The following is a 14,227-nucleotide window of genomic DNA, read 5'->3' as shown; positions in this document are numbered from 1 at the left end:
TGAATAATATGAAATTTATTTTAGCACCAGATTCATTTAAGGAGAGCATGACAGCTAAGGATGCTTGTATATCTATGGAGAAGGGAATAAGAAAAGTTTTTAAGGATGCTACATGTATACATGTTCCTATGGCAGATGGTGGTGAAGGTACAGTGTATGCTTTAATAGAATCTACCAATGGAAATTTACATGAGGTAGAGGTGACAGCTCCACTAGGAAATAAGGTAAAAGCAAAGTTTGGAATATTAGGTGATGGAAAGACTGCTATAATAGAAATAGCAGAAGCAAGTGGAATTCACTTAGTTAAATTAGAGGATAGAAATCCACTCCTTACTACTACCTTTGGAACTGGTGAGCTTATAAAGCATGCTTTAGATATGAATGTAGAAAGAATAATTATAGGCTTAGGTGGAAGTGCAACTAATGATGGTGGAGTTGGTATGCTTCAGGCATTAGGGGCAAGCTTTAAGGGCAGTGATGGAAAAGAGATAGCTCTTGGTGGTGGAGCCTTAAAAGACTTATGTGAAATAGATTTAAGTGGTTTTGATAAAAGAATTTATGATGTAAAAATAGAAGTAGCTTGTGATGTAAAGAATCCATTAACAGGAGAGAAGGGTGCAAGTTTTGTATTTGGGGCTCAAAAGGGTGGAAACAAAGAAACTTTAGAGGTTTTAGATAGTAATTTAAAACATTATGCAGAAGTAGTAAAAAGAGATATGGGAAAAGAAATTGATAAGGTTGAAGGTGCAGGTGCAGCAGGAGGCCTTGGTGCAGCTTTAATAGGTTTTTGTAATGGAAAATTAGAATCAGGAATAGATTTAGTAATTAAGTATTCTAATTTAGAAGAAAAAGTAAGAAAAGCAGATTTTGTATTTACAGGGGAAGGAAGTATAGATTTTCAAACTAAGTTTGGGAAAACTCCTATAGGAGTAGCTAAAATAGCTAAAAAGTATAACATTCCAGTAATAGCTTTTGGGGGAAGAATTGGAGAAGGAATAGATGAATTATATTCATTAGGAATAGATTCTGTAATAGGAATAACTCCAGGGGTAATTTCTTTAGAGGAAGCATTAAATAAAGGGAAAGATAATCTTGAGATATCAACTGAAAATGTAGTTAGAATTATAGATTTAAAGTCATACTAGTTCAAAGTATGACTTTTTTGTTATTTACAATTAAAGGAATTCATCTTTTCATATAGAATTAATTAAAAGCAGGGGGTGTTCATTCACATGGGAGAGAAGAGAAATTTAAAAAATGGTAGATTAATGATTATAGCAATTTTAATAACTAATATAATTTATTCTGCTGATATGATATTTAATATACTTAATGGGAATATTGGATTCTTTGAAAGGTTAGGAGTTTATGATGATGTAATTCTAGATATGAGTTCTGCTTGTATAATAATTCTCCTAGTAATTTGTGTTACTGCCCCAAGGAGTTTTAATTCAGAAGAAAGAAGGAAAGAAGCTAACACTAAACTTATACCATTTTACCTTATGAATGGAGTATTTCTTTTGTATATTCCAATTTCTTATGTATTATTTCATAACATGAATTTATTAAAGTCCTCAGCATTAATGTGTATTTATTCTATAGGAGTTACCTATATAAGTAGAGGAATTATGACAATGCAGTTAAGTGAATCACAAATAAATTGGAAGAAGCAATGGGATGAAGGCTTTTCTGAAGATAAAGTAGAAAGTAAATTTTATTGGAGGTTTAAAATTTGGTTTTTTCCTCACGAGGAAACAAGTTTTTTTATAAGATGTAGAAGAATAAGCACATATGCTATTTTCTTAATATTATTGTTTTTTATTTTATATGAAAGAGTTGATAATATTGTTGGAATAGAATATATAACAATTTACCCTATTCTTATATCCATTTTATTATTTTTTATTGAATGTTTATTTGGTATAGAAACAAGCCTAACGGGTGTTTGTACAGGAATAATAGCTGTTGAAACTGAGCTTAATTATACTAGGTTTACAGTATATGTTACTGATTTTAATAATAAACGTGAAATAAAGTTTTCTGTTAAAGCAAATTATTTACCTATAACAGAGGGAGAAGTTATCACTGTAGTTCATGGGGTATTTTCAAAAAGAGTAATATATGTTAAAGGACATAATTTAGATATTATATAAGGAAATATACAAAGAGAAAATAATGAGAAGATGGAATAATAGGCATATACTTAATGGATAAAGGAATAAATAACTGGACATCCTATCCTTAGGGAGGGATTAAGTATGAATGATAAGAATGTGTATAACAAAGAAATTCAAGATGTTGTTAAAACGGAACTTAGAATGGATGAGGTGCATGAAAATTTAAAACCAACTGATCCAGATAAGATTCAAAAAGACGGAATTAAAATAGGAACTATTTAATCAAAAATACCTATAGAGGAATTCTATAGGTATTTTTTTGTAAGTATACTAATATAATTAACAGTGTATTAACAAAATATTCAGAATTTTATGTTAATATTGGTAGTATAAAGTAGAAATAGAGAAAAAAGGAGGAGAGGTTATGGAAACAAAATTCTTAATTTGTAAGCATTGTGGAAATATTGTAGAGGTGATTAAAGAATCAGGAGTATCTATAGTATGTTGTGGAGAAAATATGAGTGAGTTAAAAGCAAACACAACAGATGGTGCTTTAGAAAAGCATGTACCAGTAATTAATGTAAATGGTAATAAAGTAGAGGTAGTTGTAGGAAGTACTTTACATCCAATGGTTGAAGCTCATTATATTCAATGGATATATTTAAAGACAGATAGGGGTGTTCAAAAGAAATATTTATCACCAAGTGATGAACCAAAAGCAGAGTTTACTATAGGTGACAATGAAAAAGTAATTGAAGCTTATGAATACTGTAATTTACATGGTCTTTGGAAAAAAGAAATTTAAATATTTGATGAGGTGATTTTTAATGAAGGATTTAAAGGGTACAAAAACAGAAGCTAATTTAATGGAAGCTTTTGCAGGAGAATCAATGGCAACTAATAAGTATATGTATTATGCATCTAAAGCTAAGAAAGATGGTTATGTTCAAATAGCATCTATTTTTGAAGAAACTGCAAAAAATGAAAAGGAACATGCAAAACTTTGGTTTAAGTTATTACATGATGGAATTGGACAAACTACTACTAATTTAAGTGATGCAGCTGATGGAGAAAACTATGAATGGACAGACATGTATGATAAATTTGCAAAAGAAGCAAGAGAAGAAGGTTTTGAACATATAGCTAAGCTTTTTGAAGGTGTTGCTGCAATTGAAAAGGAACATGAAGAGAGATATAGAAAGCTTTTAGCTAACATAGAAGGAGATTTAGTATTCTCTAAGGATGAAGATGTAATTTGGCAATGCTCAAATTGTGGACATATCTGTATTGGGAAGAAGGCTCCAGATGTATGCCCAGTATGTGCTCATCCACAATCATATTTCCAAGTAAAAGCAGAAAATTATTAATATAAATAATTAATGGAGGGGAGTTGCAAAGCAATTCCTCTTTTTTTGATGTCTAGGAAAGTATAAAATTTCAATTGACTATAACTCAAAGGTATTATTATAATTTCATATTAAAAAAATATAAAATCAAGGATAGTAATTTTATAATTTCCTTACCTTTAGTACGCGTGGGGTGGATATTTGTTTCCATGTGACTTGGAGCTTGCGACGGAACAAGGGAAATAAATATCCACTCCACCTTTTTTTATGGTAAAATATATCCAAAAACAATAAAAAGTGGGGATTGATATGAAAAAGCTAAAAGGGGTAATAATATCAGTTTTAATTAGTATTTTTATCATTAACATTGTAGAAGTAAGGCCTAAAGCAGAAGATGAAGGATATTATATAAAAAATATGCAAGTGGATGTAGAGGTTAATGATAAGAGACAGTTTTTTATAACAGAGACAATAGATGTTTACTTTAATGAAGATAGACATGGTATTAAAAGAGATATAACTACTTCATCAGGTACAGAGGACTGTAGCATTTCAGATATTTCTGTAATAGGAGCACCCTTTGAATCAACTAAGGAATCAGGAAACGTAAGTTTAAAAATAGGTGATGAAGATGAAACTATAGATGGAGATAAAAGATATATAATAAAATATACTTTAAATTACTATGATGATGAAGAAGTTGATGGAGACTATATTTATTTAAATTTATTGCCAAATTGGGATACAAGAGTTGAAAACTTTAGAGCAAATATAACTTATCCTAAAGAAGGAAAGCTAGAGAATATCACCTTAACAGATGGGGAATATGGAAGTAAAGAAAATAAGCTTTCTAAATATACAGTTAAAGATAATGAAATTACAATTGAATCTACAAAAGAAATTAAAGAAAATAATGGGATAACTATAAATGCAAGGTTAGAAGAAGGAACATTTAAAAATGTAAAAGAAAGAAAATATCCTTTCAATATAAATAAGGAAATAGTTAATATTAAGATTACAAAAGAAAAGGAATACTTGGTAGAAAGAGAATTTGAAATAAAAGTTACATCACAAAACTATGACTTTGGATCAAATGAAATAAAGTTATGGGATGATAATAAATATGATAAGGTAAGTGAAATAAGCTGTGATAATTCCCAATTTAAAGTGTCAGAAAAATACTCTTCAATTTATGTGCCTAAAGAAGTTGGAGTATATAAGGTTAAGGTATCCTATAAGGTTAGACCAAGACTTGCAGATGATATTTATTTAAGTTTAAAGAGTAATAATTATGAAGGTAAGATTGATAATCTTATTGTAAATGTAGAATCTGAGGTTCCTATAGAAAATGCTTTGGTAAACTTTTTAGATAGAGGTATTGGTAGTAATAAGGATAGATATACCCTAGATAGAGAGAATAAAAAGATTACATTTAATAATACAAATACCATTTATCCAAGAGAAAAGGTATTTATATCACTAGACTGTGATAATAGTTTATTTAAAAGAGAGATGGATAAGTCAGAAATAAAAACTATTGTTTTATCATTAATAGTAGCAATAATTTCAGGAATTTTATTTTTAGTATTTAAAGAAAAAAGGAGATACGAACCAGAGTTAGAGTTTTATCCTCCAGATGGAATGAATAGTGCAGAATTAGCCTATGCTTATAAAAATAGTTGTACACCTAAGGATATTACTTCATTAATTTATCTTTGGGCAAGTGAAGGCCATTTAGAAATTAATTTTGATGAGAATAATGAGTTTAAATTGATAAAAATTAGTGAGTTAGATAGTGAGCATAAAAAGTATGAGAAAACTTTGTTTAAAGGGCTCTTTAAAAAAGGTAATGAAGTAACAGAAGCTAAACTAAGGAATGGAGAGTTAGAAAATAAAATATCCTCAGCAATTAATTCAGTTCAATCAGCATTTAAGGGTAAAAGAAAGAAGCTAACAGATGCAAAATCAAGAAAGATTTCAGTGTTATTATTATTTTTATCATTTGTTCCAATGGTATCCTTCTATATCTCTGTCAAGTATACAAGTAATTTAACCCCTGGAGATGTTATGGGCTTATCCTTAATATCAGCTGGAATAATAAGTGTTGTGTATACTATACTTTATGCGTTAAACGTAAATAACTTAAATAGAATTGTTACTAATAAAGCTAAATTAGGGTTTTTTATTGCTTTATTTATATATTTATTATCAGCCTCTATTATAGTATTAATCTTTAAGATAGGATCTCATTTTATAACTAATATTGTAGTAGTTATATCTATATTTTCTATAATAACTATGGCAGGGCTTTTACCAAAGAGAAGTGAGTATGGAAGAATGATATTAGAAAAAATATTAGGATTCAGAAAATTTTTAGAAACAGCAGAAAAGGAAAGGTTAGAAGCTTTACTAGAAGAAAATCCAAATTATTTTTATAATATACTTCCTTATGCTCAAGTATTAAATATAACAGATAAATGGGCAAATAGATTTGAGGGGATAGAAGTAGATAAATCACCATATTATACTGGGTATACAGATTTAAATAGTTATACTATGATGAGAATAATTAGTACTAATATGAATTCAGTATCTGATACTGTAGGATCTCATAATACAAGTTCTTTTGATGGAGGTTTCTCGGGTGGAGGTTTCTCAGGAGGAGGAACTGGTGGTGGAAGTGGATCAAGCTGGTAGGCTATAGGATTTAACTTTAATATTACAATTAGTTTACAAAGATGTAATCTGATTTAATAATGTTATGTTATCATAAGATTGTAGCAAGCAATTGATAAAATTTCTTTGGTTTCGTGTTTCATCCCACTTAAAAAGCGTCGCAAAAAATGCGACGCTTTTTTCTATTTATTTTTAAAAACTAAGTAGGTATCAAAAAAAGTAAAGTTCTTGAATACTTAATCTTATTAGCACTCCAACGACAATAGCAATTATATTACTATAAATAATCCAGTGAACTATGTTAAAGGATTGGGTAAAAATAGAGTTTTTAAGGTTATCCCCAATGTATAGTGTTAGTTTTAGGTATACCACAATATATAGTGAGATTTTCTTATCATAACCCGATATTTTGTGCAAATGATGACATAATGCAATAATTAGCAAAAATAATAGAAAAACGAAGAAAGATGAAAATAGTTATAAATATCTATTAATTTAATTTCTGAAAACTATTTTTTTATAAGTTATAATAGCAATAGTTGATTTATAAAATTAAACATATTAAACCATAAAAGGTAAATTATTGTAAGGGGAATGTACATGGAAGTAATAAAAAGAGATGGAAGCATAGTTGAATTCAACAAACACAAGATTAGAGAGGCTATTTTAAAGGCTATGAAATATGGAAGTGGTATTTATTTACCAGATATAGCAAAATTAATAGCTAACGATGCGGAGAAGTATTTTAAAGATGAAAATGAAACTCCAACAATTTATAAAATTGAATCTTATGTTTATGAAAGACTTGTGCATTATGGTCAATCAATAACAGCTAAATCATATGAGGGGTATAGAGCTGTTCAATCATTTAAGAGAAATATTAATACAACAGATGAAAGTATATTAGGGTTAATTCAAAAGACAAATGAGGATGTACTAAAGGAAAATTCCAATAAGAATTCTGTAATAGCTGCAACTCAAAGAGATTTAATTGCAGGAGAAGTATCTAAGGATATATCAAGAAGAAGATTAATTCCACCACATTTAGTGCAAGCTCATGATGAAGGTGCAATTCACTGGCATGATATGGATTATACTTTATCACCAATATTCAATTGTTGTCTTATAAATCTTGAGGATATGCTAAACAATGGTACAGTTATAAATGATAAATTAGTAGAATCACCAAAATCCTTTGGTACAGCTTGTACAGTAACTACACAAATTATTGCTCAAGTTGCATCTAACCAATATGGTGGGCAAAGTATAACAATTAAGCATTTAGCTAAATTCTTAAGAGTAACCTACGACAAGTATTATAAATTCTATATGGAAAAATACAATAATGAAGAATTAGCAAAAGATTTAGCTAATGACATGAAGATGAAAGACTTAAGGGATGGAGTACAAACTATAAGATATCAACTTTCAACTCTTCAAACAACTAACGGACAAGCGCCATTTAGTACAATTTACCTTGAAATTGAAGAAGGTAACGAGTATGAAGAGGAAATGGCATTAATATGTGAAGAAATGATTAAACAAAGACTTGAAGGTATGAAGAACTATAAGGGACAAGAAATAGGTGAAGCCTTTCCTAAATTAGTATACCTTTTAGATGAACATAATTGCCTAGAAGGTGGAAAGTATGATTACATAACTAAGCTTGCTGCAGAATGTACTGCAAAGAGATTGGTACCTGATTATCAATCAGCTAAGATTATGAGAATGAACTATGAAGGAAATACATTCCCACCAATGGGATGTAGATCTCACTTAAGTCCTTGGAAGGATGGAAATGGAGACTATAAGTGGTATGGAAGATTCAATCAAGGTGTTATAAGCCTTAACCTTCCACAAATAGGTATTATATCAAATGGTGATATGGAGTTATTCTGGGAGCTTTTAGATCAAAGATTAGATTTATGTAAGGAAGCATTAATAACAAGACATAACATGTTATTAGGTACAGTTTCAGATGTTTCACCAATTCACTGGCAGCATGGTGCAATTGCTAGACTTGAGAAGGGTGAAGCTATAGACAAGCTTCTTAATGAAGGATATTCAACATTATCCCTTGGATACGTAGGAATTCATGAAATGGTTCAAGCAATGTTAGGGGTAAGTCATACAACTCCAGAAGGTGAAAAGTTTGCACTTGAAGTTATGAACCATATGAAGGATGCATGTGATGAGTGGAAGAAGGAAACAGGATTAGGTTTTGGTTTATATGGAACACCAGCAGAAAACTTAATTTATAGATTCTGTAGATTAGATAAAGCTAGATTTGGAGAAATAAAGAACGTAACAGATAGACTTTATTATACAAACTCATATCATGTTCATGTATGTGAGGAAATAGATGCTTTCTCTAAGCTTAAGTTTGAATCTCAATTCCATGGTATTAGTTTAGGTGGTTGTATTTCATATGTTGAAGTACCTGATTTAACAAGAAATGTAGAAGCTGTAGAAAGCTTAATCAACTTCATTTATCACAATATTCAATATGCTGAAATAAATACAAAACCTGATATATGTTATAGTTGTGGATATACAGGAGAAATTAAGTTAGATGAAAACTTAGAGTGGTACTGTCCATCATGTGGTAATAGAGAAGAAAGCGAAATGCAAGTAATGAGAAGAACTTGTGGTTACATAGGAACAAATTTCTGGAATAAAGGAAGAACGGCTGAAATAGGAGATAGAGTACTTCATTTATAAGAAGGTGTTTTCATGAGATATGCAAAAATAAGAAAATTTGATGTAGCAAATGGACCAGATATAAGAACAACTCTCTTTGTTACAGGATGTACAAATAACTGTGAAGGGTGTTTTAATAGGGATCTTCAAGATTTTAATAGTGGAGAGCTTTGGACAAAAGAGATAGAAGATGAGTTTTTATCCTATGTTAAGAATCCTAATGTTAAGGGAGTAAATATTCTAGGTGGAGAGCCAATGGAACAAACTATGGATGATTCATTAGTAAATCTTTTAAAAAGAGTTAAAGAAGAAACAGGGAAAGATATTTGGCTTTGGTCAGGCTATATTTATGAAAAAATAATTAATGATGAAAAGAAGAGAAGAATTCTTGAGGAAGTTGATGTTCTTATTGATGGACGCTTTCAGCTAGAAAATAGGGACATAAAACTAAAATATAGAGGATCAAGTAACCAAAGAGTTATTGATGTTAAAAAGACCCTTGAAGCTGGAGAAATAAGTTTAATAATAAAAGATGAATAGTTAATATTAAAAGGAGGAATTGCTTTGCAGTTTCTCTTTTTTAATTTAGGAGTAATCACTGTTTAGTTTTACTTTCATATAATGCTATAATGAGTAATTATAAGAAGGGATAGTATGACTCCTAATAAATTGTTAAAGCTATACAATATAAGTGATAGAATACCCTTTGATAGAGAATCTAAAATAGTTGTAATTAGCGATGTTCATAGAGGAGATGGAAGCTATGCTGATTCATTAATGAGCAATAAAAATATATATGTAGCAGCTTTAAATTACTATTATAAAGAAGGATATACACTTATTGAAGCAGGAGATGGAGATGAACTATGGAAAAATAAATGTTATAGAGATATTTCTTATAATTATAGGGATGTTTTTCAGATATTAAATAAATTTAATAAACATGGAAGACTTCATATGCTTTATGGGAACCATGATGGTAAGAAAGCATCTAAAGAATATTTAGAAAAGCAAAAAAGAAAGCTTCATAAAATAGACAGAGCCTTTGGTGAAGACTTAATATATTTATTGGATAACATTAAATTTAAAGAAAGTATAGTTTTAAGACATGAGCCAAGTAAGAAGGAGATATTCATAACCCATGGACATCAGCTAGATTTTATGAATTATGAATTTGCACCAGTAAGTAAGTTTTTAGTAAGACATCTTTGGAGATATATGGAGGGAATTGGGGGATTTAAAGCCCCAACTAGTCCAGCCAATAATTATAAAAAAGGTGGTAAAGTAGATAAAAAATTAGCTAATTGGAGCAAAGAATATAATAAATTTATTATTTGTGGACATACTCATGAAAGTAGGTTTCCTAAGTTAGGAAAAGGGTTGTATTTTAATGATGGATGTTGCGTTTTGCCCTATTCTATAAGTACAATAGAAATTAATAGTGGACTTATTGCATTAGTTAAATGGATAATAGATGTTAGAGATGATAATACCTTATACATAAGAAGAAATATTTTAGGTGGTCCAGAAAGGGTGGAAGAATATCTAAAATATTTAAAAGAGTAAAGAAAAAAGGGGAAATAGCTATGAAGTATATTGATTTACATTGTGATACAGCTGGTAGAATGCTATATGAAAATGGTGGGCTAAAAAGTAATAGTTTTAAAATTGATATTGAAAAGATGAAAAAGGGTGGAGCTTTAGCTCAAGTATTTGCATTTTTTATAGACATAGGAGAAGTTAAAAATCCATTTTTAGAGTTTCAAATTATGTACAGAAACCTAGAAAAAGAGTTATCTAAGAATAAAAAAGATATAACTTTAGTTAGGAATGTAGAGGAATTATCAAAAGCTGAAAAGGATAAAAAGATAGGAGTATTTCTTTCAATAGAAGAGGGAGAAACTCTTGAAGGGAACATAGATAATATTCAAAAGGTTTATGACTATGGAGTTAGATTTATTACCTTAACATGGAACTATAAAAATAGTTTAGGATACCCTAACTATGAATTTTTATATAAGGACAAGGGCCTTACACCTAAAGGTATAGAAATGGTGGAGGAGATGGAGAGATTAGGAATAGTTCCTGATGCATCACACCTTTCAGACAAGGGATTCTATGATTTGGTGGAAAATTGTAAGAAGCCATTTATAGTAACACATTCAAATAGCAGAAGTATAAAAAGACACTCAAGAAATTTAACTGATGATATGATTAAAAAGTTATCAGAAAAAGGTGGAGTTATGGGAATTAACTTCTGTGCAGACTTTGTTGGCTATGAAAAAGTTACTCAAATAAGTGACTTGGTTTCTCATATTAAGCACATAAAAAATGTTGGTGGAATAGATGTTATATCATTAGGTAGTGATTTTGATGGTATAGGAAATGAAGTGGAAATTAAAGATGCTTCTGAAATGGGAAAATTGGCACAAGTTTTAGAAAAAGAAGGTTTTACAATAGATGAAATAGAAAAAATATACTATAAAAACGCATTAAGATTTTTTATAGAAACATTAAAGTAAGGATAGGTAAAGAAGGATGTCAAAGTTATTAGGTAAGGTAGCCATTATTACTGGTGCCTCAAGAGGAATAGGAAGAGCTATAGCTATTGAATTAGGAAAAGAGGGAGCTAGCGTTGTAATTAATTACTCTAAGGATGAAGAGGGTGCAAAGGAAACCCTAGAAGTTTTAAGAGAACTAGGAGTAGTAGCATATTCAATAAAGAGGGATGTTTCTTCTTTTGAAGGAGCAGAGGAGATAATTAATAAAACTCTAGAGCATTTTGGTAAGGTTGATATAGTTGTAAATAATGCAGCTAGAAGTACATTAGGATTATTTATGGATGCAACTAGAGAAGATATTGAAGGATTAATTAGCACAAATCTTTTAGGAGCAATGTATCTTACAAAGTTAGCAATACCTCATATGCTTGGGAAAGGTGGAGCAGTTTTAAATATTTCTTCTATGTGGGGAGAAGTAGGAGCTTCCTGTGAGGTTTTATACTCTACATCAAAGGGTGGATTGAATTTATTCACAAAAGCTTTAGCAAAGGAAATGGCTCCATCAAATATAAGAGTTAATGCTATAGCGCCAGGTGTTATAGATACAAAGATGAATTCATTTTTAAGCCAAGAGGAAAGAGAAGAGCTAGAAAATGAGATTCCAGTTGGAAGGTTTGGACTACCTGAAGAAATAGGGAAGACAGCAGTATTTTTATGTTCAGATGATTCAAGCTATATTACAGGACAAATCCTTAGAGTGGATGGTGGATATATTTAAAATAAAAGAAGAGAAATTGCAAGGCAATTTCTCTTCTTCATTCCTATTATCTTTGACTCACTGCAGCTGCAATATTGTTTGAATGGTCTCCAATTCTCTCTAAGTTACTTATTAAATCAAGGAATATTGTACTTGAGTTTGCAGAGCAAGAGTGTTCATTTAATCTTCTAATATTATTTTCTCTAAGATCTTTTTCGTATTTATCTATGGATTCTTCTATCTCTTTAATATTTAATGCTTCTTTATTATCTTCCTTCTTATAGCTTTCAATTGCTAAAGTTAAAGCTTCTAAAGTCTTCTCGTACATAGCTAGTAATTCGTTTCTTGCATCAGTACCAATAGAAATATTATTGTTTATTTTATCTGTAGCCAATTCAACTATATTTTCAGCATGATCACCAATTCTTTCAATGTCATTTATAACATGGAAAGTAGCACTTAAGTTCTTGCTATCTGTTACAGGTAAATCATAAGATGATAATTCTACTAAGTAGTCTGTTATTTCTCTCTCTAGGATATTTATTATTTTTTCTCTTCTATAGATTTGTTCTATATTTTTTTCATTATTATTCAAGAAGGCATCCATTGCTTCTTCTATATTTTTCTTAGCTATTTCACCCATTCTTATAGTTTCTTTAAAAACTTGGGCACTTGCTACAACAGGTGTTTCAAGTAAGTTTTTATCTAAATAGATAGCACCATCTTTTTCAATAACTTCATCACCTGGTAAAAGTTTATTAGCAAGTAAAACTAGGTATTTAGCTAAAGGCAACAGCACTATAGTTACAGAAATATTAAATATAGTATGTGCATTTGCAACTTGTCTAGCAACATTACTTGGATCTATGCTTTCAATTAAAGAAATTAATGGTGTCATAAATGGAATGAAAATAACTACACCAATAACGTTAAAGAATAAGTGAATAAGAGCTGCTTTTTTTGCAGTTCTATTAGCACCAGCTGAAGCAAGTAAAGCTGTTACACATGTACCTATATTACATCCTAAAATTATTGGAAGTGCTACATTCATATCTATAGAACCAGTTGTTGCTAAAGCAACTAAAATACCAGTAGTAGCAGAGGAACTTTGAACTATTGCAGTCATTCCAAGTCCAGCTAAAACACCTAAGAATCTATTATTTCCAATTATATAAATTACATTTTTAAAGGCATCTGATTGGGTAAGAGGATTTAATGAAGATGACATAACTCCCATTCCCATAAATAAAATACCAAAACCTAAGGCTATAGATGAAATATCCCTAGCTCTTTTTTTCTTTAAGGCTAGTAAACCAATAGCACCAAGGCCTATAAATATTGGGGCTATTTTATCTAAATCTAAGGAAACCATTTGAGCAGTAATGGTTGTCCCAATGTTAGCACCCATTATAACACCTACAGCTTGCATTAATGTCATTAGTCCAGCATTTACAAAACTAACAACCATAACTGTAGTGGCACTAGAACTTTGAATAACTGCTGTTACAATAGTTCCTATAAGTACACCAATATATTTATTACTGGTAACCCTCTCTAATATACTTTTTAGTTTTTCTCCTGCGGCATTTTCTAAGCCGTCTCCCATAAGTTTCATTCCGAAAAGGAATAAACCTAAACCACCAAATACTTCAATGAAAATATTAAACGTGTCCAAAATTTTCGCTCCTTTGAATATATAATTTTTTACATAAATTTAATGTACAATACTATTTTATAACTAAAAGTTAACAATTCTAAGAGCTTTAACCTACATTTAACAATACGTATAATAAAAAGTTACAAAAATTATGTCAAATAATAAAGAATAAAAAAGCTCCAAGTCACATCAAAACAAATATCCACCCCACGCGTACTAAAGGTAAGGAAATTATAAAATTACTATCCTTTATTTTATATTTTTTAATATGAAAATGTAATAATACCTTTGATTTATAGATAATTGAAATTTTATACTTTCCTAGACAGTAAAAAAAAGATACTACCTGGGAGAGTAGTATCTTTATGATATAGGGTTATTGGGGAGTTATAACGGTTTGTAAACTTCCATATCTACTAGGAATAATCTTACAATACAAGTATATATAACTAAGTTACAAAACTCAACAGAAT

General features: G+C 29.9%; 12 protein-coding genes. 11 read left to right on the top strand and 1 reads right to left on the bottom strand.

Annotation, left to right across the window (positions count from 1 at the left end; translation table 11 throughout):
- Positions 1 to 8: 8 nt before the first annotated feature.
- From KIB46_RS01325 to KIB46_RS01275, 11 genes are all read left to right on the top strand, one after another.
- Complete coding sequence (locus tag KIB46_RS01325) at positions 9 to 1,145, top strand: glycerate kinase (RefSeq protein ID WP_291670189.1); 1,137 nt, start codon at positions 9 to 11, stop codon at positions 1,143 to 1,145.
- A gap of 87 nt (positions 1,146 to 1,232) precedes the next feature.
- Complete coding sequence (locus KIB46_RS01320) at positions 1,233 to 2,153, top strand: hypothetical protein (RefSeq protein WP_291670188.1); 921 nt, start codon at positions 1,233 to 1,235, stop codon at positions 2,151 to 2,153.
- A 105-nt stretch (positions 2,154 to 2,258) separates the two neighbouring features.
- Positions 2,259 to 2,399 (top strand): hypothetical protein, encoded by a 141-nt coding sequence (locus KIB46_RS01315; RefSeq protein WP_156558696.1) that lies wholly within the window; start codon positions 2,259 to 2,261, stop codon positions 2,397 to 2,399.
- A 142-nt stretch (positions 2,400 to 2,541) separates the two neighbouring features.
- Positions 2,542 to 2,922, top strand: coding sequence for a desulfoferrodoxin family protein (locus KIB46_RS01310; protein WP_156558695.1), 381 nt, complete (start codon positions 2,542 to 2,544; stop codon positions 2,920 to 2,922).
- Positions 2,923 to 2,944: 22 nt separating this feature from the next.
- A complete protein-coding gene (rbr, locus tag KIB46_RS01305; protein WP_027097943.1) occupies positions 2,945 to 3,484 on the top strand; it encodes a rubrerythrin in 540 nt (179 codons plus the stop codon).
- Between the two features lie 288 nt (positions 3,485 to 3,772).
- On the top strand, positions 3,773 to 6,160 hold the full coding sequence (locus KIB46_RS01300) for a DUF2207 domain-containing protein (protein WP_291670184.1): 2,388 nt from the start codon (positions 3,773 to 3,775) through the stop codon (positions 6,158 to 6,160).
- Positions 6,161 to 6,739: 579 nt separating this feature from the next.
- Positions 6,740 to 8,860: an anaerobic ribonucleoside-triphosphate reductase gene (nrdD, locus tag KIB46_RS01295; RefSeq protein ID WP_156558694.1), complete on the top strand. Its 2,121-nt coding sequence runs from the start codon at positions 6,740 to 6,742 to the stop codon at positions 8,858 to 8,860.
- A gap of 12 nt (positions 8,861 to 8,872) precedes the next feature.
- Positions 8,873 to 9,379 carry an anaerobic ribonucleoside-triphosphate reductase activating protein gene (gene nrdG, locus KIB46_RS01290; RefSeq protein ID WP_291670180.1) on the top strand — a complete coding sequence of 169 codons (507 nt, stop codon included), beginning with the start codon at positions 8,873 to 8,875 and terminating at the stop codon, positions 9,377 to 9,379.
- A gap of 114 nt (positions 9,380 to 9,493) precedes the next feature.
- Positions 9,494 to 10,405 (top strand): metallophosphoesterase, encoded by a 912-nt coding sequence (locus KIB46_RS01285; RefSeq protein ID WP_291670178.1) that lies wholly within the window; start codon positions 9,494 to 9,496, stop codon positions 10,403 to 10,405.
- A 20-nt stretch (positions 10,406 to 10,425) separates the two neighbouring features.
- Positions 10,426 to 11,361 (top strand): dipeptidase, encoded by a 936-nt coding sequence (locus KIB46_RS01280; protein WP_291670176.1) that lies wholly within the window; start codon positions 10,426 to 10,428, stop codon positions 11,359 to 11,361.
- Between the two features lie 16 nt (positions 11,362 to 11,377).
- On the top strand, positions 11,378 to 12,118 hold the full coding sequence (locus KIB46_RS01275; RefSeq protein ID WP_156558690.1) for an SDR family oxidoreductase: 741 nt from the start codon (positions 11,378 to 11,380) through the stop codon (positions 12,116 to 12,118).
- Between the two features lie 46 nt (positions 12,119 to 12,164).
- On the opposite strand, the gene KIB46_RS01270 is transcribed toward KIB46_RS01275, so the two are convergent.
- Positions 12,165 to 13,772, bottom strand: a complete 1,608-nt coding sequence (locus tag KIB46_RS01270) for a Na/Pi cotransporter family protein (RefSeq protein ID WP_291670166.1) — start codon at positions 13,770 to 13,772, stop codon at positions 12,165 to 12,167.
- Positions 13,773 to 14,227: the final 455 nt, after the last annotated feature.

This window comes from Clostridium sp. (assembly GCF_018372875.1).
Classification (GTDB): Bacteria; Bacillota; Clostridia; order Clostridiales; family Clostridiaceae; genus Clostridium.
The sequence above is the reverse complement of the archived record's forward strand: the minus strand, read 5'-3'. Positions and strand labels throughout refer to the sequence as shown.

What these genes read in the sequence shown, in the direction of transcription:
- KIB46_RS01325 (WP_291670189.1), top strand. Translation starts at nt 9, where the DNA reads ATGAAATTTATTTTAGCACCAGATTCATTTAAGGAGAGCATGACAGCT.
- KIB46_RS01320 (WP_291670188.1), top strand. Translation starts at nt 1,233, where the DNA reads ATGGGAGAGAAGAGAAATTTAAAAAATGGTAGATTAATGATTATAGCA.
- KIB46_RS01315 (WP_156558696.1), top strand. Translation starts at nt 2,259, where the DNA reads ATGAATGATAAGAATGTGTATAACAAAGAAATTCAAGATGTTGTTAAA.
- KIB46_RS01310 (WP_156558695.1), top strand. Translation starts at nt 2,542, where the DNA reads ATGGAAACAAAATTCTTAATTTGTAAGCATTGTGGAAATATTGTAGAG.
- rbr (WP_027097943.1), top strand. Translation starts at nt 2,945, where the DNA reads ATGAAGGATTTAAAGGGTACAAAAACAGAAGCTAATTTAATGGAAGCT.
- KIB46_RS01300 (WP_291670184.1), top strand. Translation starts at nt 3,773, where the DNA reads ATGAAAAAGCTAAAAGGGGTAATAATATCAGTTTTAATTAGTATTTTT.
- nrdD (WP_156558694.1), top strand. Translation starts at nt 6,740, where the DNA reads ATGGAAGTAATAAAAAGAGATGGAAGCATAGTTGAATTCAACAAACAC.
- nrdG (WP_291670180.1), top strand. Translation starts at nt 8,873, where the DNA reads ATGAGATATGCAAAAATAAGAAAATTTGATGTAGCAAATGGACCAGAT.
- KIB46_RS01285 (WP_291670178.1), top strand. Translation starts at nt 9,494, where the DNA reads ATGACTCCTAATAAATTGTTAAAGCTATACAATATAAGTGATAGAATA.
- KIB46_RS01280 (WP_291670176.1), top strand. Translation starts at nt 10,426, where the DNA reads ATGAAGTATATTGATTTACATTGTGATACAGCTGGTAGAATGCTATAT.
- KIB46_RS01275 (WP_156558690.1), top strand. Translation starts at nt 11,378, where the DNA reads ATGTCAAAGTTATTAGGTAAGGTAGCCATTATTACTGGTGCCTCAAGA.